Here is a 23031-nt window from a genome sequence, read left to right on the forward strand (position 1 = left end):
TGCCCCCGGTTCGGCTGCGGCGCCTCGTCTGCGGCGGATTCCGGTATCAAAGACATAGCTGATTGCGTATTGTCGCCCGAACATCGGACGAAGGCGGGCTGCGGGAAATTCGGGCGATATGAAACGTCTAAAGATCCTCCGGCGGTGGTTTGCGCGGAAGCTCGGTTTTGCGCGGCTGATGTGCCTGGCGCTGCTGGTCGTGTTTGCCGGCGCTCGCCTATGGGATCCGCCGCCGATCCAGGAATTGCGGCTGCGCACCTTCGACATGTTTCAATTGATCGATCCGCGCCACAAGGCGGCGCGGCCGGTCGTCATCGTCGACATTGACGACAAGAGCCTCGCCAAGCTCGGTCAGTGGCCGTGGCCACGCACGCGGATCGCCGACCTGATCCTTAACCTCACGGCTCAAGGCGCGGTGGCGATCGGCTTCGACGTGGTATTCTCGGAGGCCGACCGGCTGAATCCGGATCTGGTCGCGGGCCAGATGCGTTATCTCGACGACGCCACCCGCGCCAAGCTGCGCGAATTGCCGAGCAACGATCAGATACTCTCCGAAGCGATCAAGCGCTCGCGCGTGGTGCTGGGCGAGACCGGGCAGCCGGCGATCTCGTCCGAGCTCGACAAGACGCTGCCGTTCACCGGTGTCGCGACGGTCGGCGAGGAGGGCGCCGAGCGCTTTCTGTTCGAATTTCCTGGCCTGCTCCGCAACGTCCCCGTCATCGAGAAGGTCGCGGCCGGCCGCGGCCTGTTCACGATCAGGACCGAGCGCGACGGCCTGATCCGCCGCGTGCCTATGGTGATGCGAGCCCAGGGCAACATCATGCCCTCACTCAGCCTCGAGATCCTGCGCGTCGTAACGGGCACGCCGACACTGCTGGTTCGCACCGACAAGACCGGCGTGCGGGCCGTGCGCCTCAAGGGCGTCGAGATTCCGACCGACAAGAACGGCCAGATCTGGGTGCATTACGCCCCCCAGGACCCCTCGATCTATGTCTCGGCGGCCGACGTGCTCGACAACACCGTGCCGCCGAACAAGATCGCCGGCAAGCTGGTGCTGATCGGCACCTCTGCCGTCGGGCTCAACGACATCAAGACCACGCCGGTGTCGCGGGCCATGCCTGGTGTCGAGATCCACGCCCAGGTGCTGGAAAGCGTGCTGAGCGGCGCGGTGATTTCGCAGCCGAACTACGCACTCGGCGTCGAGCTGCTCGCCGCCCTCGTCATCGGCCTGCTCGTCATCATTTTCACACCGAACCTTGGGCCCGTGCGGCTGGTGCTCGCGGGTGCGGCGTTTGCAGCCATCCTGGTCGGCGTGTCCTGGTTCTTCTACGCGCAGTACCGCTACCTCATCGACTTCACCTATCCGCTGCTGTCGACCACGGCGATCTATCTGACGCTGATCTTCGCGAGCTTCGTGCGCGAGCAACGCCAGCGCGTGCAGATCCGTGGCATGTTCGCACAGTACATGTCGCCGGTTCTGGTCGAGCAACTCGCGCAGTCGCCGGAAAAGCTCGTGCTCGGCGGCGAGGAACGCGAGATGACGATCATGTTCTCCGACGTGCGCGGCTTCACCACCATATCGGAAACCTACAAGCACGACCCGCAAGGGCTGATTGCGCTCATGAACCGCTTCCTGACGCCGCTGACCGACGTGATCATCGATCAGAAGGGCTATATCGACAAGTACATGGGCGACGCCATCATGGCCTTCTGGAACGCGCCACTCGACGACAAGGAGCACGAGGTCAACGCCTGCGAAGCCGCGATCCGGATGCTGGAGCGGATCGACGCGGTCAACAAGGAGCGCGAGCAGGAAGCCTCCGACGGCGGCCACGTCTACATCCCGCTCAACGTCGGCATCGGCCTCAACACCGGCATCGGCGTGGTTGGCAACATGGGCTCCGACCTGAAGAAGAACTATTCGGTGCTCGGCGACAGTGTGAACCTGGCCTCGCGCCTGGAGGGGCAGTCCAAGGAATACGGCTTTCCCATCATCGTCGGCTCCAGGACCGCGCTTGCCGCCAAGGAAAAGTTCGCGATCCTCGAACTCGACTTCATCATGGTCAAGGGCAAGACCGAGCCGGAAGTGATCTACGCCATCGCCGGCCGCGAGGACGTGATGCTTTCAGGCGCCTTCCAGCGCCTGCGCAACGTCACTATCGAGATGCTCGGCTGCTACCGCGGCCGCGACTGGCAAGGCGCGCTGGACGCCATCGAGCGCGGCCGCAAGAGCGAGGATGCCGACACGCTGGAAAAGCTGTTCAAGCTTTACGAAGTGCGCATCAAGGAGTTCCAGGTCAATCCGCCGGCGGAGGGGTGGACCGGGGCATATGCGCTGCTGACGAAGTAGGGAATATGTGGCTGGATGGTAGCCACACACCCGGTGTCGTCCTGGCGAAAGCCAGACCCATTACCACCGACCGTTGTTTTGCGAAGGCCGGTGGTCAATAGCTTGTCGCCGCAACTACTCCTTGGGGAAATAGGTCCTGGCTTTCGCCAGGACGACGGCAGAAGGTTGCGTGCCCCCTCACTCCACCCCGATCGTGGTCAGGTCCTGGAACCAGTGCTGCGCCTGGACGAACTGCTTGATCTTGGGTGACAGCGCATGCGGGTTGGTATCGTGGACGACCCACACCAGCGCGGCATCGTCCACGATCAGCGCGTGTGCCTGCGCGATCAGATCGTCCTGCTTGGCAGTGTCGAAGGTCTGCTTGGCCTCGTTGATCAGCGCGTCGACCTTCGGGTTCTTGTAGCCGCCCCAGTTGACGCCGACAGGCGCGATCTGGTCGGAGGCGAAGAAGCGGACGATGGCGTAGAGCGGGTCGGAGGTGACATAGGCGATGTTGTTGGCGGTGATGCCGGCGTTCATCTCGTCGGCCGCGCCCTTGCGCCAATGGGTATAGAGCGTCTCGAGCTCGACCACCTTGAAGTCGATGTCGATGCCGATCTCCTTGAAGCTCTGCTGCAGGAATTCGTTCATCGGCAGCGACAGCATCTGGCCGGTGCCGCCCTGCGCGATGATGAAGGTCGTCTTCAGTGGCTTGGCCTTCGAATAGCCGGCCTCCTCGACCAGCTTCTTGGCCGCAGCCAGATCATATTTCAGCTCGAAGCTCGGCTTGCCGAACCACGGGCTGGACGGATCGACCTGGCCCTTGGCGGGCTTGGCCAGACCGTTCATCAGGCCGACCACCGCCTCGCGATCGATCGCGAGGTTCAGCGCCTTGCGCAGGCGGATGTCGGTCCAGGGCGAGCCCGGCAGCACGCTGAGGTGATAGTTCCAGACATGCGGCGTGACGTTGTCGACGATCTTCATGCCGGCGGCCTTGAGCTGCGGCACGGCGTCCGGCGCCGGCGTCTCGATCAGGTCCACTTGTCCGGCGAGCAGCGCGTTGGTGCGCGTCAGCGCTTCCGGCATCGGCACCAGCACCAGCTTGTCGACCTTCGGAATGCGCTTCTTATTCCAGTAGTCCGGATTCTTGGTCAGCTCCGCAAGCTCGCGCGGCACCAGCTTGGTCAATTTGAACGGGCCGGTGCCGGAAGGCTGGCTCGCGAACTTGTCCCAGTCCTTGCCGAGCTTCTCGTATTGCGCGGGACTCGACACCAGGAACCACAGCATCTGATAGGGAAAGAAGGAATCGACCGTCTTGGTGGTGATCTCCACCGTGAAGTCGTCGATCTTGGCGTAGCTCGCGACCGAGGGCAGGCGGGTCTTCACCTGCGCGCTCTGCCGCTTGTCGAATTGCGGCGCCTTGTCGTTGAGCACCTTGTCGAGATTCCAGATCACAGCGTCGGCGTTGAATTCGCTGCCGTCGTGAAACTTCACGCCTTTACGAAGAGCGAAGCGCCATTTGGTCTTGTCGGCCTCGTCCACCTTCCATTCGGTCGCGAGTCCCGGCACCAGCTTGCCGGGCCGATCGGATACGTCCATCTCCCAGGCGACGAGCGGATCGTAGATCGTGTAGGCCGTGAACTGATAGGCGCCGGCGCCGCGATCAGGCTGGCCCGTCGTCAGCGGAATGTCCGCCATCGAGATGCCGTAGCGCACCACCGTTTCGGCGCGCGCCGAGATTGCGGAAGCCGCCAGCGCAAGCACGGCGAGACAGATCGTCAGTCGGATACGCATGGCCCAAAGCTCCGAGGGAAAATTCGAGGGAGAAGTTGGAGCCAAACTTGCAATCTTGATGCCAGAATAGGCAGCGCGGTACTTTTGCCTGCGCTTGATCACAAGGACTTGTCGTCGCAGGGGCAATTCGCAGAATAAGTTTCCCCATTGGCACAGCCATTGCATACGATTGCATCAAAATTAATCATCGTAGGCCGGAAAAGGATTGAGTCGATGCTTATCAAGAAGACCACACGCGCGGCGTTGATTGCGGCGCTGGCTCTGACGAGTGCTGCCGCATGGCCGCGCGTGGCCAATGCCGACACCGTGCTGCGCATCGGCATGACCGCTGCTGATATTCCGCGCACGCTGGGCCAACCCGATCAGGGTTTTGAGGGCAACCGCTTCACCGGCCTCACCATGTATGACGCGCTGACCGGCTGGGACCTGTCTTCTGCCGACAAGCCGAGCGTGGTGATCCCCGGGCTCGCGACCGAGTGGAAGGTCGACGATGCCGACAAGACCAAATGGACTTTCAAGCTGCGCCCCGGCGTCACCTTTCACGACGGCTCGCCGTTCAATGCCGATGCCGTGGTGTGGAACGTCGAGAAGGTGCTGAAGCAGGACGCGCCGCAATTCGACGCCAGCCAGGTCGGCGTCACGGCCTCGCGCATGCCGACGCTGGCGTCCGCGAAGAAGATCGACGACATGACCGTCGAGCTCACCACCAAGGAGCCAGACAGCTTCCTGCCAATCAACCTCACCAACCTCTTCATGGCGAGCCCGGCGAAGTGGCAGCATTTTTACGACAAGGCGGAAGGCGCCGACGCCAAGGCGAAGTCGCAGGCCGCCTGGACCGCGTTCGCAAAGGACGCCGCGGGCACCGGCCCGTGGAAGATGGCGAGCTTCACCCCGCGTGAGCGGCTCGAGCTCGTCAAGAACGCGAGCTATTGGGACAAGGCGCGCGTGCCCAAGATCGACAAGATGGTGCTCTTGCCGATGCCGGAAGCCAACGCGCGTACCGCGGCGTTGCTTTCGGGCCAGGTCGATTGGGTCGAAGCGCCCGCGCCCGACGCGCTGCCCGAGCTCAAGCAGCGCGGCTTCAAGCTCTATGCCAACGAGCAGCCGCATGTCTGGCCGTGGCAGTTCTCGCGCGTGGAAGGCTCGCCCTGGAACGACATCCGGGTCCGCAAGGCGGCCAATCTCTGCGTCGATCGCGAAGGCCTCAAGGACGGCCTGCTCGCCGGCCTGATGGTGCCCGCGACCGGCACGTTCGAGCCCGGCCATCCCTGGCGCGGCAAGCCGACCTTCGAGATCAAGTATGACAAGGCGGCCGCGCAAAAGCTGATGCAGGAGGCTGGCTTCGGTCCGAACAAGAAGCTGACGGTGAAGGTGCAGACTTCCGCCTCCGGCTCCGGCCAGATGCAGCCTCTGCCGATGAACGAGTATCTGCAGCAGGCGCTCGCCGAGTGCTATTTCGACGTGCAGCTCGACGTCATCGAGTGGAATACGCTGTTCACCAACTGGCGCCGCGGCGCCAAGGACCCCAGCGCCAACGGCTCGAACGCGACCAACGTCACCTATGCGGCGATGGACCCGTTCTTCGCGCTGGTGCGCTTCCTTCAGTCCGGCATGGCGCCGCCGGTCTCGAACAATTGGGGCTTCATCAACAACCCCAAATTCGACGAGCTGGTGAAGAAGGCGCGGCAGACCTTCGATCCCGCCGCGCGCGACGCGGCTCTCGCCGAGCTGCACGCGGCCTCCGTCGATGACGCAGCCTTCCTCTACGTCGCCCACGACGTCGGCCCCCGCGCCATCAGCCCGAAGGTCACGGGCGTGGTGCAGCCGAAGAGCTGGTTCATCGACTTCTCGCTGGTGTCGATGCAGTGAGGTGAGCACGCTGGTGGGGCTCCCCTCCCCCTCGTGGGGAGGGGTTGGGGAAGGGGGGCCACACGGGCGGTCCCCGTGTCGCCACCCCTCTCCCTAACCCTCCCCCACAAGGGGGGAGGGAACTCTCGCATCTCGCGTCCCTTACTCAAGCCCGCGCACCCAATCGTGCGACATCACGTCAGGTTAATCCGTGCTCGCCTATATCGCCAGACGCATCGTCTACGTCATACCGATCGTCATCAGCGTGGCGCTGGTGTGCTTTCTGCTCGTGCACATCACGCCGGGCGATCCGCTGGTCGCGGTGCTGCCGGCCGATGCCTCGCAGGAACTCGCGGCGCAGCTTCGCACCGCCTATGGTTTCGACCGGCCGCTGCCGGTGCAGTTCGGGCTTTGGCTGCTCCGTGCCCTTCATGGCGATCTCGGCAATTCCATCGCCACGGGCCGCCCTGTGCTCGCCGAGGTCATGCGCGCGGTCAGCAATACCGTGACGCTCGCGATTGCCGCCGCCATCATCGGCTTCACGATGGGCATCCTGCTCGGCCTGATCGCCGGCTATTTTCGCGAGACCTGGATCGACAAGCTCGCGACCTCCTTTGCGATCGCCGGCGTGTCGGTGCCGCATTACTGGCTCGGCATGGTGCTGGTCATCATCTTCTCGGTCCAGCTGAACTGGCTGCCCGCGGTCGGCGCCGGGCCCAACGGCTCAAACTCCTGGGCCTGGGACTGGGCGCACCTGAAATACCTCGTGCTCCCGGCGATCACGACCTCGGTGATCCCGATGGGCATCGTCACCCGCACGGTGCGCGCGCTGACTGGCGATATTCTCAGCCAGGATTTCGTCGAGGCGTTGCGTGCAAAAGGCTTGCACGAAACCGGCGTGTTCCGCCACGTCATCAAGAACGCCGCGCCGACGGCGCTCGCGGTGATGGGACTTCAGCTGGGCTACATGCTCGGCGGTTCGATCCTGATCGAAACCGTGTTCTCCTGGCCGGGCTCGGGCTTCCTGCTCAATTCGGCAATCTTCCAGCGCGACCTGCCACTGCTCCAGGGCACGATCCTGGTGCTGGCGCTGTTCTTCGTCTTCCTCAATCTGCTGGTCGACATCGCGCAAGCCGCGATCGATCCGCGCATCAAGCGGGGCTAGCCAATGAGCCCAGCCGTAGCCACACAAAAAGTGCGCTCCCTCCCCCGCTTGCGCGGGGAGGGTTGGGGAGAGGGTGTCTCCTCAATCGAGTATCCCCCAGAGGAGAGAACCCTCACCCGGCGCAGCGCGCCGACCTCTCCCGCAAGCGGGCGAGGTGCACTGCATCCTTGGCATGCACCTATCGAACCAACGTCCATTGGGAGCTAGCCGATGAGCGAGCTTCCGTTGTCTGCCACCAGCGATGCCGCGCTGCAGGCCGCGCCCGCGACCAAGGCGCGCGGCTATTGGGCGACCGTCGGCCGCCGCATCCGGCGCGACAAGGTCAGCATGGTTTGCGCGATGGTGCTGCTGCTGATCTTCCTGTCCGCGGTGATCGCGCCCTGGCTCGGGCTGGAGGACCCCTACAAGGGCTCGATGATCCGCCGCCTCCGCCACATCGGAACGGTCGGCTATCCGCTCGGCACCGACGAGCTCGGCCGCGACATGCTGGCGCGCCTGATCTATGGCGGACGGCTGTCGCTCCTCATCGGCATCCTGCCGGTGATCCTCGCCTTCGGCATCGGCACCTCGCTCGGACTCGTCGCAGGTTACGTCGGCGGCAAGCTCAACACCGCGATCATGCGCACGATCGATGTGTTCTACGCGTTCCCCTCGGTGCTGCTCGCGATCGCGATCTCCGGCGCGCTGGGAGCGGGTATCCTCAACTCCATCGTGTCGTTGACCGTCGTGTTCGTGCCGCAGATCACGCGCGTCGCGGAAAGTGTCACCACCGGCGTGCGCAACATGGATTTCGTCGAGGCTGCGCGGGCCTCCGGCGCGGGACCCTTCACCATCATGCGCGTGCACATCCTCGGCAACGTGCTGGGCGCGATCTTCGTCTATGCCACCAGCCTGATCTCGGTCTCGATGATCCTGGCCGCCGGTCTCTCCTTCCTCGGCCTCGGCACCAAGCCGCCGGAGCCGGAATGGGGCCTGATGCTCAACACGCTGCGGACCGCGATCTACGTCAATCCGTGGGTCGCAGCGCTTCCGGGCGCGATGATCTTTGCGGTCTCGATCTGCTTCAACCTGCTCTCGGACGGCCTGCGCAGCGCCATGGACATCAGGAACTAGCCATGAGCGATACCAACGCTTCCCTCGCCATGCTGGAGCCGATCGAAGACCTTGGCGGCGTCGCGCAGCCGCTGCTCCAGGTCAACGGCCTGACAAAACACTTCCCCGTGCGTGGCGGGCTCTTCGCCGCGAAGCGCACCGTGCGCGCCGTCGACAATGTCTCGTTTTCCGTCGCCAAGGGTGAGACGGTCGGCATCGTCGGAGAATCCGGCTGCGGCAAGTCGACCACCGCGCGGCTCCTGATGCATCTGATGCCGCGCGACACCGGCGACATCATCTATGACGGCATGGCCGTCGGTCAGTCCTTGTCGCTGCGCGAATTGCGCCGCGGCATGCAGATGGTGTTCCAGGATTCCTACGCCTCGCTCAATCCGCGCCTGACGATCGAGGAATCCATCGCCTTCGGCCCCAAGGTCCACGGCATGGCCGACGGCGCAGCACGTGCGCTGGCGCGCGAGCTGCTCGGCAAGGTCGGCCTGGTACCTGCAAACTTCGCCAATCGCTATCCGCATGAAATTTCCGGCGGCCAGCGTCAGCGCGTCAACATCGCGCGGGCGCTGGCGCTGTCGCCGCGGCTGGTGATCCTCGACGAAGCCGTCTCGGCGCTCGACAAATCCGTCGAGGCGCAGGTGCTCAACCTGCTTGCCGACCTCAAGCGCGAGTTCGGGCTGACCTATCTCTTCATCAGCCACGACCTCAACGTCGTGCGCTACATCAGCGATCGTGTGCTGGTGATGTATCTCGGCGAGGTCGTCGAGCTTGGTCCGGTCGACCAGGTCTGGGACCAGCCGGCCCATCCCTATACACGCGCACTTCTTGCCGCGATGCCGTCCTCGGACCCGGACAGGCGCACCGAGACGCCGCCGATCACGGGCGATCCGCCCAATCCGATCGATCCGCCGTCGGGCTGTCGCTTCCACACCCGTTGCCCGTTTGCGGAGCCGCTCTGCGCAAATGCGACACCAAAGCTCACAGCGCTCGATACAATGGGCCACGAGGCCGCGTGCTACATGGTAATTCCGGGTTCAGGCCATAGCCGCGCGCCCAGGGAGAAGACCGCATGACGAGACCGACACCAAAAGAGATCAAGCCGATCGCGCAAATCGCCGGCGTCCCCGTGGATGACGAGATCGCGACGCGCATCTCCAATTCCATCGGGCCGGCCTTCGAGGGCTTTGCGGCCATCGCCGGCACGCTGCCGTTCGATCTCGAGCCCGCGCTCTATCCGATCGCGCAGACGCAAAAGGTGTCGAAATGAGCACCGAGCCTGCATTGATGACGCTCACCGAGGTCGCGCGCGCGCTCGCGATGAAGCAGGTGTCCTCCCATGAGGTGACGCGCGCGCTGCTTCACCGCATCGCGCAATGGCAACCGCATCTCAACGCCTTCATGTCGATTGAATCAGAGGCAGCGTTGAAGGCCGCCGAGGTTGCCGACGCCGAGCTCGCCAAAGGCGAGGTTCGCGGGCCGCTGCATGGCGTGCCGCTCGCGCACAAGGATATGTATTATGACGCCGGCAAGGTCTCGACTTGCGGCTCGCTGATCCGCCGCGATTTTGTGCCGACCGTGACGTCCACCGCCTTGCAGCGGCTGAAGGACGCCGGTCAGGTTCGGCTCGGCACGCTGCATCTCGCCGAATTCGCCTATGGTCCGACCGGCCACAACGCCCATTACGGCCCGGTGCGCAATCCCTGGAACGTCGCGCATATCACCGGCGGCTCGTCGTCCGGCTCCGGCTCGGCGGTCGCCGCGCGGCTGACCTACGCGGCGCTCGGCTCGGATACCGGCGGCTCGATTCGCATGCCCGCGCATTTCTGCGGTGTCACCGGGCTGAAGACCACGGTCGGCCGCGTCAGCCGTGCCGGCGCGATGCCGCTGTCGCAATCGCTCGACACGGTCGGTCCGCTCGCCCGCACTGCCGAAGACTGTGCCCTGTTGCTGGCGATGATGGCCGGCCCCGATCCTGCGGACTCGACCTGTAGCCACGAACCGCTGTCGGACTATGTCGGCGCGACCAGGGGGTCGCTCAAAGGCCTGAAGATCGGCGTGCCCGCGTCCTTCTATGTCGACGATCTCGACAGCGAGGTCGCGCGCGTGCTGGACGAGACCATCGCCGTGCTCAAGCGCGAGGGCGCCGACATCGTCACGGTCGAATTGCCGGACCAGCGGCAATTGTCGGCGGCAAGCCAGCTCGTGCTCGCGGCGGAAGCTGCCGCCTTCCACAAGCGCTGGATGATCGAGCGGCCGCAGGATTACGGCCCGCAGGTCCTGATGCGGCTCCAGAACGGGCTCGCGGTTCCCGCCATCACCTATCTCGAGGCGATGCGCTGGCGCGGCCCGGCGCTCGCCGCGCACAATGCGGCCACGGCGAAGGTCGACGCGGTGATCGCGCCGGCCTCGCCGGTGCCGGCGCCGACGATCGACGAAAGCGACGTCGGTGGCGGACCGAACGCGCCGGCGCTGTTGCAGCGGCTGACGCTGTTCACCCGCCCGGTGAACTTCCTCGGCCTGCCGTCGCTCACCGTGCCCTCGGGCTTCACCAAAAGCGGCCTGCCGATCGGCATGCAGCTGATCGGCCGCTCTTTCGATGAGGCGACCTTGCTCACCATCGGCGCCGCATTCCAGCGCGTCACCGACTATCACGACAGGCTGCCGAAACTCCCGTCATGACAAAGCTCGTCGAGATTTCAGGCCTCAACATCCGCTTCACCGGCGAACGCACGGTCTATGCAGTGAACGATCTCAGCCTCTCGCTCGGCGACGGCGAGGTGCTGGGCCTACTCGGCGAGTCCGGTTCGGGCAAGAGCGTGACCTTGCGCGCGCTGATGCGGCTGCTTCCGAAGAAGCGGACGCAGATTTCGGGCAAGGTCAATGTCATGGGCCGCGACGTGCTCGCCATGAACGACGAGCAGCTCTCGTCGTTCCGCGGCCAGACCGTGTCGATGATCTTCCAGGAACCCGCGCTCGCGCTCGATCCGGTCTACACCATCGGCGCGCAGATCGCCGAAAGCGTGGTGCGTCACGAAGGCAAGTCTTATGCGGAGGGCAGGGCGAGGGCGCTCGAAATGCTCGAGGTCGTGCGCATTCCCAGCGCGAAGCGTCGCCTCGACGCCTATCCGCATGAAATGTCCGGCGGCATGCGTCAGCGCGCGATGATCGCGCTGGCGCTCGCCTGCCGACCAAAAATCCTGCTGGCGGACGAGCCGACCACGGCGCTCGATGCCACCGTGCAGATCCAGATCCTGCTGTTGCTGCGCGAGCTTCAACGCGAGTTCGGCATGTCCGTCATCTTCGTCACCCACGACATCGGTGTCGCCATCGAGATCTGTGACTGCGTCGCGGTGATGTATGCCGGCCAGATCGTGGAGCAGGGGAGCTTGCGCGACATCGTCCGCAGCCCGGTGCACCCCTACGCCAAGGGCCTGCTCGCCTCCACCATCCACGGCGCCAAGCGGGGGCAGCGCCTCGAAACCATCCCCGGTACCCCGCCCTCGCTGGCCGAGAAGCCCCACAACTGCTCCTTCGCGCCCCGCTGTTCGGTGGCTCAGCCGCGCTGCCTGGAGCAACTGCCCGAGAACGTGGAGATCGGGCCGAGCCGGGCGGCACGATGTGTGTTGGCGGAGCCGGTCCCCGCGCTCTCCTGATACCTGGACGGCAATCTGGCAGCGGGGGAACATTCACACGTCATTCATCCCCGTTCCGGTTCCATAGGACGGTTCACGGAGAGGGACCTCACTTATGTACATTTCCAATGAAGGCCTGCTTGTCATCCTGTTCGTCGGCCTGGTCGCCGGCTGGCTGGCCGGCAAGGTAGTGCGGGGCGCGGGTTTCGGCATCATCGGCGATATCGTGATCGGCATTGCCGGCGCGTTTGTGGCCAGCTTCCTGTTCCCGAAGCTCGGCATTCGCATCGGCACCGGCCTGGTGTCCGAGATCGTCTATTCCGCGATCGGCGCGGTCATCCTGCTGCTGGTGGTGCGGCTGGTACGCGGCGGCGGCCGGTTGTAGCGGCGCCCCGGGTTCAATTGATCAAGATTTCGACCTCTCCCCGCCCGGGGAGGGGTGACATGTCTGCAAGAAAAAGCCGCAAGACTGTGTGATTCCGGACTTGCGCGCGGGGCCATCAGGGGGTGATGTGCCCCCACAGGGGATCGGGTTGATTCAGCCGCGTTGGACGAGGGCCGAAAACGCGATGTTAATCCGGGTCGATTACTCCTGAAATTGCCTTTGAAATCAGGGGCTTTGGCCCCCACCCGAAAGAGATCAGACTGATGGCAGCCGTACCCGGCGTTCGTCGCTCAGAACTCGGTGACGCGCTGCGCGCTTGTCGCACGGCGTTTGTCGGCGTCGGCTTGATGAGCTGCATGATCAACCTGCTCTATCTGACCGGGTCGATCTTCATGCTGGAGGTCTACGACCGGGTGCTGCCGAGCCGCAGCATTCCGACCCTGGTCGGCCTGATCGTCCTCGCCAGCTTCCTCTACATGGCGCAGGGCGTGCTCGACATGATCCGCAACCGGATCTTGGGCCGGATCGGCACCGCGCTCGACGAGGCCCTGAACAGGCGTGTGTTCGACACCATCGTGCGCCTGCCGCTGCTTGTCGGCAACCGCAACGAGGGCCTTCAGCCGCTGCGCGATCTCGACAATGTCCGCTCCTTCCTCGGCGGCATGGGACCGAGCGCGTTCTTCGACCTGCCCTGGCTGCCGCTCTATCTCGCCATCTGCTTCGCCTTCCACGTCATGATCGGCGTCACCGCGCTGGTCGGCGCCGTCATCCTGGTCGGGTTGACGCTGGTCACCGAGTTCATGTCCCGCCAGCCGGCGCGCGACGCGATGGGGCTCGCCGCCCAGCGCAACGATCTTGCCCAGGCCAGCCGCCGCAACGCCGAAGTCATGGTGTCGATGGGCATGGCCGGCCGGATGAACCAGCGCTGGAGCGAGGCCAACGAAAAATACCTCGCCGGCAACCAGCGTGCGAGCGACGTCGCCGGCGGTCTCGGCGCGGTCGCAAAAGTGCTGCGCATGATGCTGCAATCGGCCGTGCTCGCGGTCGGCGCCTATCTCGTCATCCACCAGGAGGCGACCGCCGGCATCATCATCGCCGGCTCGATCCTTTCCGCGCGTGCGCTCGCGCCGGTCGATCTTGCGATTGCCCACTGGAAGTCCTTCGTCGCGGCCCGCCAGAGCTGGCACCGCCTGAGCCGTCTTCTGGAGCAGATGCCGGCGCAGACGATGCCGACCCAGTTGCAGGCGCCCACCAGCCGCCTCGCCGTCGAGGGCGTCGCCATGGTGCCGCCGGGCGACCAGCGCCTCATCGTGCAGGACATCACCTTTGCGCTCGAAGCCGGCAATGGACTTGGAGTGATCGGACCGAGCGGCTCCGGCAAGTCGTCCCTGATCCGCGCGCTGGTCGGCGTCTGGCAGCCGGTGCGCGGCAAGGTGCGGCTCGACGGCGCGGCGCTCGACCAGTGGTCGTCCGACATGCTCGGCCGCCACATCGGCTATCTGCCGCAGGACGTCGAATTGTTCGGCGGCACCATCGCGCAGAACATCAGCCGGTTCGACCCCGACGCCATCTCCGACGGCATCATCGCCGCGGCGAAAGAGGCCGGCGTGCACGAGATGATCATCAAGATGCGCGAGGGCTACAACACGCAGGTCGGTGAGCAGGGCACCGCACTCTCGGCAGGCCAGGCGCAGCGCGTGGCGCTGGCGCGCGCGCTCTACGGCAGCCCGTTCCTGGTCGTGCTCGACGAGCCCAATTCCAATCTCGACACCGAAGGCGACGAGGCGCTGACGCGCGCGATCCGCAGCGCGCGCGAGCGCGGCGCCATCGTCATCGTGGTGGCGCACCGCCCGATCGGCGTCGAGGCGGTCGACCAGATCCTGGTGCTGCGCGACGGCCGCATGCAGGCCTTTGGACCGAAGGAGCAGGTGCTCGCCCAGGTGCTCCAGCCGCGCGTGACCCCGCCGGCCCCGATCAAGATCGTCAGCGAAGGCGGAGCCAAGGCATGAGCACGATGGCCATCGGCGGCGCGAAGCCCGCAGCAAAGAGGACCGTGCGGGAATCCATCAGGTTTCACCTGTTTCTCGGCCTCGCGATCGTGCTGGTTCTGGCCGTCGGCCTTGGCGGCTGGTCATCGACCGTGCAGATCTCGGGCGCGCTGATCGCGCCGGGCCAGATCGTGGTCGAATCCAACGTCAAGAAGGTGCAGCATCCGACCGGCGGCGTGGTCGGCGAAGTGCGCGCCCGCGACGGCGACGTCGTCAAGGCGGGCGATGTCGTGGTGCGGCTCGACGACACCGTCACCAAGGCGAACCTCGCCATCGTCACCAAGAATCTCGATGCCGCCCTGGCGCGCACGGCGAGGCTCCAGGCCGAGCAGCGTGGCGTCGACAGGATCGAGTTCCCGCAATCGCTGCTCGATCGCGGCAACGATCCCGACGTCAAGAACCTTCTTTCCGCCGAAACCAAGCTGTTCGACGTCCGCGTCAACGGCCGCGCCGGCCAGAAGGCGCAGCTTCGGGAGCGCATCCAGCAGCTCAACGAGGAGATCGAGGGCCTCTCCGCGCAGGAGAGGGCCAAGGACAAGGAAATCTCGCTGGTGCAGCAGGAGCTCACCGGTGTCCGCGATCTCTACGACAAGCATCTGGTCCAGATCTCGCGCCTGACCACGCTCGAGCGCGACAGTGCCCGCCTCAATGGAGAACGCGCGCAATACATCGCATCGCGCGCGCAGGCCAAGGGCAAGATCACCGAGACCGAGCTTCAGATCATCCAGGTCGACAAGGACATGGTGAGCGAGGTCTCCAAGGATTTGCGCGAGACCAACGACAAGATCGGCGAGCTGATCGAGCGCAAGGTCGCGGCTGAAGACCAACTTCGCCGCGTCGACATCCGCGCGCCGCAGGACGGAATGGTGCTGCAATCGACCGTCCACACGGTCGGCGGCGTCATCACCGCGGGTGACACCCTGATGCTGATCGTGCCGCAGGCCGACGACCTCCAGGTCGAGGCCAAGGTCAATCCCGTCGATATCGACAAGCTCCAGATCGGCCAGAAGACGCTGCTGCGCCTGTCCGCCTTCAACCAGCGCACTACGCCGGAGCTCAACGGCGTCGTCAGCCGCGTCTCGCCCGACGTCACCACCGACCAGCGCACCGGCCAGAGCTACTACACCATCCGCGTCTCGCTATCCGCGGAAGAGGTCGCCAAGCTCGGCGACTCCAAGCTGATCCCGGGCATGCCGGCGGAAGCCTTCGTCCAGACCGGTGACCGCACCATGCTGTCCTATCTGCTGAAGCCGCTGCACGACCAGTTCATGCGCGCCTTCCGGGAGAAGTGACGCGCTTGCCCTCCCCGGCCCTCCTGGGGAGGATAAGAAGAGCTCGCAATGACGACGCGGGTCTATTCTTGCTATAGTTCGACTCAAAGCCCAGCAACCCGGCGTCGAACCATGCAAACCCCGCCCTCCATCGCCACCGAATCCTTCTCCGACGCGGTCGCGGCGGTCGCCCGGCTCGAAGAGATCTACGAGCGCAACACGAAATTCCTGCGCGACCGGTTCGAGGCCTATGTCAACGGCGAAGCGATCACGGCGCGCATGCGGGCCTATTATCCCCTGGTCCGCGTCACCACCGCGACGCATGCGCGGCTGGATTCGCGTCTCGCCTACGGCTTCGTGGCCCGGCCCGGCGTGCATGAGACCAGCGTGACCAGGCCGGATCTGTTCCGGACCTACCTTACCGAGCAGATCGGATTGTTGATCCAGAATCACGGTGTGCCGGTCGAGATCGGCGAGTCCAGCGAGCCGATCCCCGTTCACTTCGCCTATCGCCGCGACATCAACATTGAGGCCGCCATCACCACCAGCGAGAACTCCGCCGTCACACGGTCGCTGCGCGATGCGTTCGACGTGCCTGATTTGGCCACCATGGACGATGCCATCGCCGACGGCACCTTCGCGCTCCAGCCCGGCGCGCCCGAGCCGCTGTCGCTGTTTCGGGCGGCCCGCGTCGACTACTCGCTGCGCCGGCTCTACCACTACACCGGCACGGACCCCGAATATTTCCAGAACTTCGTGATCTTCACCAACTACCAGTTCTATGTCGACGCCTTCGCGCAGCTCTGCCAGCAGCGGCTTCAGTCCGGCGAAGCCGGCCTCGACGCCTTCGTCGCGCCCGGCAATGTGATCACGCGCAGCGGCGGCGCCACAACGGGCATCGCGCCCGCGCGGACGCCGCAGATGCCGGCGTTTCATCTGGTCGAGCCCGGCTATCGCGGCATCACTCTCATCAACATCGGCACCGGACCGTCCAACGCGCGCAACGTCACGGACCACGTCGCCGTGCTGCGGCCCCATGCCTGGCTGATGCTCGGCCATTGCGCGGGCCTGCGCAACACGCAGCGGCTCGGCGACTACGTGCTCGCCCACGGCTATGTGCGCGAGGATCACGTGCTCGACCGCGAGCTGCCGCCATGGGTGCCGATCCCGGCGCTCGCCGAAATGCAGATCGCGCTCGAGGACGCCGTCGAAGACGTCACGGGCCTCGAGGGTTTCGAGCTCAAGCGCCTGATGCGCACAGGCACGGTCGCCAGCGTCGACAACCGCAATTGGGAGATCAGCGGGCCTGAGGTGATCCGCCGCCTGTCGCAATCACGCGCAGTTGCGCTCGACATGGAATCGGCCGCGATCGCCGCCAACGGCTACCGCTTCCGCGTCCCCTACGGCACGCTGCTATGCGTCTCCGATAAGCCGCTGCACGGCGAGATCAAGCTAGCGGGGATGGCCAGCGAGTTCTATCGCCGCCGCGTCGGGCAGCATCTCGAGATCGGCCTGAAGGCGCTGGAACGGCTCAAGCAGCAGGAATCGGAGCGGCTGCATTCGCGAAAGCTCCGCAGTTTTGCCGAAGTCGCGTTCCAGTAGGGACTAGTACCTCCTTGCGGCTGACAAGCCGGGGAATCCTGGGCATTGTCGGCGCGGGGCCGACCGGACCGTTTTCCATGCCGCTGATGCGCGACAAGATCATTGGTCATGATCTCGAACGGCTGGCCTTTCGCTTCACCATGCTGAGCGAGGGCGACGTCGTACAGTGCCAGATCAGCGACGCCGCGATGGACGAGCTTGCGGGCATGCAGGGCACCGAAAGCAGCGCGCGACAGGCGCAGTTCCTGTCGCTGCGCGAGTCCATCGAGCGGATCGCGTCAGACCTCTACGACGAGGCGCCGCGGGTCAGGGGCCATGTGGTGCGGATCTTTACCCGACATCTGGGACGGTGATCGCCGCGCTTCAGCTGTCGAACATGATCACGCTGCGCAGCGTCTTGCCGGCCTTCATGTTGGCAAAACCTTCGTTGATCTCGGAGAGCTTCAGCTTGGCCGAGATCCAGTCCTCCAGATGCAGCCGGCCGCGCAGGTAGAAGTCCACCAGCCGCGGCATGTCGACGCGAAAATGGTTGGAGCCCATCGACGAGCCCTGGATCCGGCGCTCACGCAGGAAGTCGAAGCCGTGCAGCTCGATCTTCTGGCCGAACGGGATCATGCCGACGATGGTGGCCGTGCCGCCCGAGGCGAGCATGCCGAAGGCCTGCTCGGCGGTCTCCTTGCGGCCGAGCACCTCGAAGGAATGGTGTACGCCGCCATTGGTGAGGTCGCGGACCTGCTTCACGACGTCGCCGTCGGCGGGGTTGATGATGTCGGTAGCCCCCAGCTTGGTCGCGAGCTGGAGCTTGGCCGGGTTGGTGTCGATGGCGATGATGCGGCCGGCGCCCGCGATCTGTGCGCCGTTGATCGCGGCCATGCCGACGCCGCCGCAGCCGATTACCGCCACGGTCTCGCCGGCGGTCACCTTGGCCGTGTTCACGACCGCGCCGTAGCCGGTGATGACGCCGCAGCCGATCAGCGCGGCGAGATCGAGCGGCATCTCCTTCCGGATTTTGACGATGGCGTTCTCGTGCACCAGCATCTGCTCGGCAAAGGAGGAGAGATTGAGGAACTGGTGCAGCTTCTCAGGTCTGGACCATTGCATACGATTGGAGACGCCCGGCAGCAGCTTCACCGTCGTGTCGGTGCAGAGCACCGTGCGGCCCGTGGTGCAATTGTCGCAGGTGCCGCAGAACACCGACAGGCAGGTGACGACGTGATCGCCCGGCTTCACGTAAGTGACGTCGGCGCCGACCTGCTCGACGACACCGGCCGATTCATGCCCGAGCACTGCAGGCAGCGGATGCGGGTAAAGGCCTTCCATGAAGTGCAGATCGGAGTGGCATAAGCCTGCGACAGAGGTGCGGATCAGGACTTCGCGTGGGCCCGGCTTCGGCAGGCTGACATCCTCGATGACCAGCGGCTTGTTGACTTCGTGGAGGACGGCGGCCTTCATCGAGCACTCCCTGTCGCGGTTTTTGGTTAGATCGTGGAGTGCAGCCTACGCTGCCAGAACCAGTTCGCCAACCTCGCTCATGCCGGCATCGCTCTCGCCGAGCAGCAGTGCCGCGATCTTCGCTTGCACCGCATTTTCCGTCAGCCGGAACGGATCGCTCGGCGACACCCGATGATCGATCACCAGACGCGACAGCAGCAGCCGGCGCGCATCGCCGCGCATGTCGTGGATGCGATGCGCCTCCCAGGCAAGCGCGACCGCGCTTGCGACATGGTAGAGCAGGCTGGTGGCGCGCCGCGCATCGGCCTCGTTGTCGGCCTTGCCCGCCACCTCGCGCGCAAAGCCGACTGCGCGATCGACGAGACCGCGCAGACGGTCGCGCCAGGCTTGCGGCACGGAGGCACTGTCGTCGAGCCGGGCATGCAGATCGGCCGCGAGCGCGGATTCGGCGCCGTGACGGCCGACCGCGCGCCGCAGCGCATCGATCGCGACGATGTTGCCGGTGCCTTCCCAGACCGAGCCGAGATGCGCATCGCGCAGCAGCCGCGCCGTCGCGAATTCCTCGATATAGCCGATGCCGCCGCGCATCTCGAGCGCATCGCCGCAGACCTTTCGCGCATCGCGCGTGGCGCGGAATTTCAGGGTCGGCGTCAGGATGCGCAGCAGCGCCGCCGCGTCCTGGCTGCCGCCCTCGGCGCGGTCGAGCGCGTCGGCCGTGAGGAAGCTCATCGACAGCGCCTGCTCGACCGGCAGCATGATCTTCAACATCTGCCTTCGGCCGAGCGGCAGGTCGATGATGCGGTTGCCGAACACCACACGGTTCATCGCCACGGTCATCGCGTCGTGGTAGGCCCGACGCATCAGCGCGGTGGATTTGACCCCGTTGGAGAGCCGCGACGAGTTCACCATCTCGGCCATCTGCACAAAGCCGCGGTCGAGCTTGCCGACCGCATAGGCGATCGCGCCTTCGAGCTTGATCTCGCCCGAGGCCATCGAGCGCGTGCCGAGCTTGTCCTTGAGGCGCACGATCCGGTAGTGATTCTGCGAACCGTCGTCGAGGAAGCGCGGCATCAGGAACAGGCCGACGCCGCGCGTGCCGGGGCCGGCGCCTTCGGGGCGCGCCAGCAGCATCACGACCTTGGCGTCGGCGTTCGAGCAGAACCATTTCTCGCCGTGGAGGCGCCAATGGTCACCCTCCTGCACCGCGCGCGTGGTCAGGGTGCCGACGTCGGAGCCGCCTTCCTTCTCGGTCATGAACTGACCGCCCTGCGTCAGCTTGCTCATGTCGGTCTGGGTCAGGCCGTCGAGATATTTTGCCTTCAGCGCCTCGCTGCCGAAATTCGCCAGCAGCTTTGCGCAGCCGTCGGTGACGTTGATCGGGCAGCCCATGCCGAATTCGGTCTGGTTGAACAGGAAGGTGAAAGCGTGCTTGGCGACGACGGGATATTTGTCCGGCCAGCCCATGATGCCCTTGCGGATCGAGAGCGCGTGGATGCCGAACTCGCCGAACGCGGCGTTCTCCAATTCACGATAAGCGGGGTGGTATTCGATCCACTGCACGTCGCGGCCGAACTTGTCGCGCTGGTGCAGCACCGGCGTGTGATGATCGGCGAGCCGCGCACACTCGTCGAGACGGCCGCCGGCGAGCTCGCCGAGTCGATCGAGATGCGGCTCGATGTGACGGAACAGCGCCTCCGGCAGATGGATGCGCAAGAGGTCGGTGAGTGCCGGATCGGCGCGATAGAAATTCATGCCGCTGGTATCGGGCGCCAGCAGTCCGGATGGTGCGGCCGCGACGTGTTTTGGCTGCGCTGGGACCGGCTTCTGCATGATCGTCCTCTTCGTTTCCGCCCGACGGCAATTCTTAACGCTTGCCGCTTGGGATGATGTCGATCATGCTCCAGTCGCGAAAGCGGATAAAGCCGCAAATTGTCGGGGAGGCATGATCGCCGTGAGGGAGCAATTCGCTCTGCGGAATTGTGATCGCCCCGGCTGGTTGTCCGCTCGGCGGATGCATAGATCAGCGGCTTCCCGTCTCCGAGAGATCAGGCCATGGAACTCCCGAAATACAAGATCGCCCTCATCGTCGGCGCTGGCGAGGGCTTGAGCGCCTCGCTGGCGCGGCTGCTGTCCGCTCAAGGCATCCGCGTCGCACTGGCCGCGCGAAAGATCGAGAAGCTTGGTGCGCTCTGCAGCGAGACCGGCGCCAAGGCCTATGCCTGCAACGCCACCGAGCCTGAGGAGGTCGAGCGCCTGTTCGGCCTGGTCGAGCGCGAGATCGGCACGCCCGACCTCGTCGTCTACAATGCCAGTGGCCGCGCGCGCGGACCGTTCGTCGACCTCGTTCCGGCCGACGTCGCGAACGCGATCGCGGTCAGCGGCTATGGCGGCTTCCTGGTGGCGCAGCAGGCGGCAAAACGCATGCTGCCGAACAAGCACGGCGCAATCCTGTTCACCGGCGCCTCCGCCAGCGTCAAGGGTTATGCGCAGTCGGCACCGTTTGCGATGGGCAAATTCGCGCTGCGCGGCCTCGCACAGAGCATGGCGCGCGAATTGTCGCCGCAGGGCATTCATGTCGCGCATTTCGTCATCGACGGCGGCATCAAGAGCACGACGCGCACAGAGCCTGCCGACAAGCCGGACTCGATGCTCGATCCCGACGCGATCGCGGAGAGCTATTGGAACGTGCTGCAACAGCCGCGCAGCGCCTGGAGCTGGGAGCTCGAGCTGCGGCCGTGGGTTGAGAAGTTTTAAACGGGCTGCCGAGGGTGGGCGAAGGCGCAGCGCGCCGTGCCCGCCTTCGCGAACACCGGATGCGGAAATGGTGGGCACGCTTCGCTTTGCCCACCCGACAAGAGTAGGGAGCGATATGAGCACGGAAACCACCATCGACACCGGCACCAGCGAACTCCTCTGTGTCATCCGCGACCGCGTCGCGGTCATCACGCTGAATCGGCCGGAGGCGCGCAATTCGCTGTCGGACCTGCTGACGCCGGCGCTGCGCACCATGATCCGGACCTGCGGCGAGAACCCCAATGTCGGCGCGCTGCTGCTCACCGGCGCCGGCGAAGCCTTCTGCGCCGGCGGCAACGTCAAGGGCATGGGCGCGCATCGCGATCCGAAGAAGCTGGAGATGTCGCTCGAGGACCGCATCGCCGATCTCCAGGAGCGGCAGCGGCTGCTCACCGGCGCGCTGGTGTCGGTGCGCAAGCCGACCATCGCCGCGCTGCCGGGGCCGGCGGTCGGCGCGGGTCTCGCCATCGCCATGGCCTGCGACATCCGCATCGCCGCGCAATCGGCCTTCGTTGCCACCGGCTATGCCCGCATCGCGCTCAGCGGCGATTACGGCATCGCCTGGCTGTTGACGCGCCTCGTCGGCACAGCGCGGGCGCGCGAATTGATGTTCACCGGCGATCGGGTCGATGCCGCGCGTTGCGAGGCCATTGGCCTCGTCAATCGCGTCGTGCCTGATGATAAATTGCAGGCCGAGGCCTTCGCCCTGGCCAAGTCCCTCGCCGAAGGCCCGCGCCTCGCGCTGCGCTACATGAAGGACAATCTCGACGAGGCCCTCCAGTTCGACTTCGAGACCGCGCGCGACCATGAAGCCGAACGATTGATCCGCCTGACCACGACCGCCGATCACAAGGAAGCCGTGCAGGCCTTCATCGAGAAGCGCAAGGCGGTGTTCACGGGGAAGTAGGGCTTCGCGGCCTGCGTGAGCACAAAAAATGCCCGGCCCTGGAGGACCGGGCTTGCAGTGGTGTCAGACCGAGGCTGAGGGGCTTTCGGCCTGACGGGAAAGGGCGGCGAGCCGCCAGCTCGCACAGGGAATGTCCTTTGGCGCGACCGTGATGTCCTTGTCGAAACGCACCAGCTTCCAGTCGTCCGGATGGTTGACGAAAGCAAAGCCGGAATTGCGGGCGAGCGAGATCATGGCTTCATTGGAGCGCAGCGTGTCGCCGAACATCTGCTCGGCGCCAAGCGCGGCTGCGCGGCATTCAAGATTCTTCATCAGCACGGTGGCGATGCCGTGGCCCTGCCAGCGATCGTCGACCGACAGGCCGAACTCGAGCGTCGCGGTCTCCGCATGCAGCGCATAGCGCGCTTCCGCGACGATGGTCTCGAATCCGTCGACCATCATTGTCGCGACCACGGTAAACCGGTCGCGCTCGCCGATCTCGAGGAACTCGTGCAGCAGGCCCTTCGGCAGCTCGCTGATGGCGCCGAAGAAGCGGTTGTAGCGGGAGCGGGTCGTGAGCGAGCGGAAATAATGCTGAAGCTCGTCGGTATCGCGCGGCTCGACGAAACGAACGCTCACCGCCTCGCCGTGCCGGGTGCGCAGCGCGTCCGAATATTGCTTCAAATCTTCCAGGCGAAGGGTGCTCATGACACGTGCCCCAA

General features: G+C 65.2%; 19 protein-coding genes. 15 read left to right on the forward strand and 4 right to left on the reverse strand.

Going from position 1 to position 23031, the window contains the following annotated elements; translation table 11 throughout:
- Positions 1 to 118 precede the first annotated feature (118 nt).
- On the forward strand, positions 119 to 2350 hold the full coding sequence (locus OC450_RS15450) for a CHASE2 domain-containing protein (protein WP_262048230.1): 2232 nt from the start codon (positions 119 to 121) through the stop codon (positions 2348 to 2350).
- A 177-nt stretch (positions 2351 to 2527) separates the two neighbouring features.
- Here OC450_RS15450 and OC450_RS15455 read toward each other — a convergent pair whose 3' ends face one another.
- A complete protein-coding gene (locus tag OC450_RS15455) occupies positions 2528 to 4123 on the reverse strand; it encodes an ABC transporter substrate-binding protein (RefSeq protein WP_256805580.1) in 1596 nt (531 codons plus the stop codon).
- Positions 4124 to 4336: 213 nt separating this feature from the next.
- On the opposite strand from OC450_RS15455, the gene OC450_RS15460 reads away from it, so the two are divergent.
- From OC450_RS15460 to OC450_RS15515, 12 genes are all read left to right on the forward strand, one after another.
- Positions 4337 to 5992, forward strand: coding sequence for an ABC transporter substrate-binding protein (locus OC450_RS15460; RefSeq protein WP_262048231.1), 1656 nt, complete (start codon positions 4337 to 4339; stop codon positions 5990 to 5992).
- Positions 5993 to 6182: 190 nt separating this feature from the next.
- A complete protein-coding gene (locus tag OC450_RS15465; protein ID WP_211381944.1) occupies positions 6183 to 7136 on the forward strand; it encodes an ABC transporter permease in 954 nt (317 codons plus the stop codon).
- Positions 7137 to 7346: 210 nt separating this feature from the next.
- Positions 7347 to 8249, forward strand: coding sequence for an ABC transporter permease (locus OC450_RS15470; protein ID WP_211381945.1), 903 nt, complete (start codon positions 7347 to 7349; stop codon positions 8247 to 8249).
- A 2-nt stretch (positions 8250 to 8251) separates the two neighbouring features.
- Complete coding sequence (locus tag OC450_RS15475; RefSeq protein ID WP_256805582.1) at positions 8252 to 9313, forward strand: ABC transporter ATP-binding protein; 1062 nt, start codon at positions 8252 to 8254, stop codon at positions 9311 to 9313.
- Positions 9310 to 9507, forward strand: a complete 198-nt coding sequence (locus OC450_RS15480; RefSeq protein ID WP_018321359.1) for a hypothetical protein — start codon at positions 9310 to 9312, stop codon at positions 9505 to 9507. The genes OC450_RS15475 and OC450_RS15480 overlap by 4 nt, the downstream gene beginning before the upstream one ends.
- Positions 9504 to 10919 (forward strand): amidase, encoded by a 1416-nt coding sequence (locus OC450_RS15485; RefSeq protein WP_262048232.1) that lies wholly within the window; start codon positions 9504 to 9506, stop codon positions 10917 to 10919. Before OC450_RS15480 ends, OC450_RS15485 begins: the two co-directional genes overlap by 4 nt.
- Positions 10916 to 11893: an ABC transporter ATP-binding protein gene (locus OC450_RS15490; protein ID WP_262048233.1), complete on the forward strand. Its 978-nt coding sequence runs from the start codon at positions 10916 to 10918 to the stop codon at positions 11891 to 11893. Before OC450_RS15485 ends, OC450_RS15490 begins: the two co-directional genes overlap by 4 nt.
- A 94-nt stretch (positions 11894 to 11987) precedes the next feature.
- Positions 11988 to 12257, forward strand: a complete 270-nt coding sequence (locus OC450_RS15495) for a GlsB/YeaQ/YmgE family stress response membrane protein (protein WP_256805584.1) — start codon at positions 11988 to 11990, stop codon at positions 12255 to 12257.
- Positions 12258 to 12520: 263 nt separating this feature from the next.
- Positions 12521 to 14266 (forward strand): type I secretion system permease/ATPase, encoded by a 1746-nt coding sequence (locus OC450_RS15500; protein WP_211381950.1) that lies wholly within the window; start codon positions 12521 to 12523, stop codon positions 14264 to 14266.
- Positions 14263 to 15597: an HlyD family type I secretion periplasmic adaptor subunit gene (locus OC450_RS15505; RefSeq protein ID WP_211381951.1), complete on the forward strand. Its 1335-nt coding sequence runs from the start codon at positions 14263 to 14265 to the stop codon at positions 15595 to 15597. Before OC450_RS15500 ends, OC450_RS15505 begins: the two co-directional genes overlap by 4 nt.
- Positions 15598 to 15708: 111 nt before the next feature.
- Positions 15709 to 17178 (forward strand): AMP nucleosidase, encoded by a 1470-nt coding sequence (locus tag OC450_RS15510; RefSeq protein ID WP_211381952.1) that lies wholly within the window; start codon positions 15709 to 15711, stop codon positions 17176 to 17178.
- 77 nt (positions 17179 to 17255) lie between these two features.
- Positions 17256 to 17531, forward strand: coding sequence for a DUF1488 family protein (locus tag OC450_RS15515; RefSeq protein WP_211381953.1), 276 nt, complete (start codon positions 17256 to 17258; stop codon positions 17529 to 17531).
- Between the two features lie 10 nt (positions 17532 to 17541).
- Here OC450_RS15515 and OC450_RS15520 read toward each other — a convergent pair whose 3' ends face one another.
- Complete coding sequence (locus tag OC450_RS15520) at positions 17542 to 18630, reverse strand: Zn-dependent alcohol dehydrogenase (RefSeq protein WP_262048234.1); 1089 nt, start codon at positions 18628 to 18630, stop codon at positions 17542 to 17544.
- 45 nt (positions 18631 to 18675) lie between these two features.
- On the reverse strand, positions 18676 to 20460 hold the full coding sequence (locus OC450_RS15525; RefSeq protein WP_262048235.1) for an acyl-CoA dehydrogenase family protein: 1785 nt from the start codon (positions 20458 to 20460) through the stop codon (positions 18676 to 18678).
- Between the two features lie 222 nt (positions 20461 to 20682).
- Here OC450_RS15525 and OC450_RS15530 point away from each other — a divergent pair, with 222 nt between their 5' ends.
- Both OC450_RS15530 and OC450_RS15535 read left to right on the forward strand, forming a co-directional pair.
- Positions 20683 to 21384 carry an SDR family NAD(P)-dependent oxidoreductase gene (locus tag OC450_RS15530; RefSeq protein ID WP_262048236.1) on the forward strand — a complete coding sequence of 234 codons (702 nt, stop codon included), beginning with the start codon at positions 20683 to 20685 and terminating at the stop codon, positions 21382 to 21384.
- A 115-nt stretch (positions 21385 to 21499) separates the two neighbouring features.
- Entirely contained in the window at positions 21500 to 22330 is an 831-nt protein-coding gene (locus tag OC450_RS15535; RefSeq protein ID WP_211381957.1) for an enoyl-CoA hydratase, read from the forward strand.
- Between the two features lie 63 nt (positions 22331 to 22393).
- Here OC450_RS15535 and OC450_RS15540 read toward each other — a convergent pair whose 3' ends face one another.
- The gene (locus OC450_RS15540) at positions 22394 to 23017 is read right to left on the reverse strand and encodes a GNAT family N-acetyltransferase (RefSeq protein ID WP_256805585.1); all 624 of its coding nucleotides are present in this window, start codon (positions 23015 to 23017) and stop codon (positions 22394 to 22396) included.
- Between the last annotated feature and the right edge of the window lie 14 nt (positions 23018 to 23031).

Origin of the sequence: Bradyrhizobium sp. Bra78 (assembly GCF_024519855.1) — a bacterium.
GTDB classification, from domain to species: domain Bacteria; phylum Pseudomonadota; class Alphaproteobacteria; order Rhizobiales; family Xanthobacteraceae; genus Bradyrhizobium; species Bradyrhizobium japonicum_G.

Bases quoted from the DNA above. Each gene is read 5' to 3' on its own strand.
- OC450_RS15450 (WP_262048230.1), top strand. From the start codon at position 119: ATGAAACGTCTAAAGATCCTCCGGCGGTGGTTTGCGCGGAAGCTCGGT.
- OC450_RS15455 (WP_256805580.1), bottom strand. From the start codon at position 4,123: ATGCGTATCCGACTGACGATCTGTCTCGCCGTGCTTGCGCTGGCGGCT.
- OC450_RS15460 (WP_262048231.1), top strand. From the start codon at position 4,337: ATGCTTATCAAGAAGACCACACGCGCGGCGTTGATTGCGGCGCTGGCT.
- OC450_RS15470 (WP_211381945.1), top strand. From the start codon at position 7,347: ATGAGCGAGCTTCCGTTGTCTGCCACCAGCGATGCCGCGCTGCAGGCC.
- OC450_RS15475 (WP_256805582.1), top strand. From the start codon at position 8,252: ATGAGCGATACCAACGCTTCCCTCGCCATGCTGGAGCCGATCGAAGAC.
- OC450_RS15480 (WP_018321359.1), top strand. From the start codon at position 9,310: ATGACGAGACCGACACCAAAAGAGATCAAGCCGATCGCGCAAATCGCC.
- OC450_RS15485 (WP_262048232.1), top strand. From the start codon at position 9,504: ATGAGCACCGAGCCTGCATTGATGACGCTCACCGAGGTCGCGCGCGCG.
- OC450_RS15490 (WP_262048233.1), top strand. From the start codon at position 10,916: ATGACAAAGCTCGTCGAGATTTCAGGCCTCAACATCCGCTTCACCGGC.
- OC450_RS15495 (WP_256805584.1), top strand. From the start codon at position 11,988: ATGTACATTTCCAATGAAGGCCTGCTTGTCATCCTGTTCGTCGGCCTG.
- OC450_RS15500 (WP_211381950.1), top strand. From the start codon at position 12,521: ATGGCAGCCGTACCCGGCGTTCGTCGCTCAGAACTCGGTGACGCGCTG.
- OC450_RS15505 (WP_211381951.1), top strand. From the start codon at position 14,263: ATGAGCACGATGGCCATCGGCGGCGCGAAGCCCGCAGCAAAGAGGACC.
- OC450_RS15510 (WP_211381952.1), top strand. From the start codon at position 15,709: ATGCAAACCCCGCCCTCCATCGCCACCGAATCCTTCTCCGACGCGGTC.
- OC450_RS15515 (WP_211381953.1), top strand. From the start codon at position 17,256: ATGCCGCTGATGCGCGACAAGATCATTGGTCATGATCTCGAACGGCTG.
- OC450_RS15520 (WP_262048234.1), bottom strand. From the start codon at position 18,630: ATGAAGGCCGCCGTCCTCCACGAAGTCAACAAGCCGCTGGTCATCGAG.
- OC450_RS15525 (WP_262048235.1), bottom strand. From the start codon at position 20,460: ATGCAGAAGCCGGTCCCAGCGCAGCCAAAACACGTCGCGGCCGCACCA.
- OC450_RS15530 (WP_262048236.1), top strand. From the start codon at position 20,683: ATGGAACTCCCGAAATACAAGATCGCCCTCATCGTCGGCGCTGGCGAG.
- OC450_RS15535 (WP_211381957.1), top strand. From the start codon at position 21,500: ATGAGCACGGAAACCACCATCGACACCGGCACCAGCGAACTCCTCTGT.
- OC450_RS15540 (WP_256805585.1), bottom strand. From the start codon at position 23,017: ATGAGCACCCTTCGCCTGGAAGATTTGAAGCAATATTCGGACGCGCTG.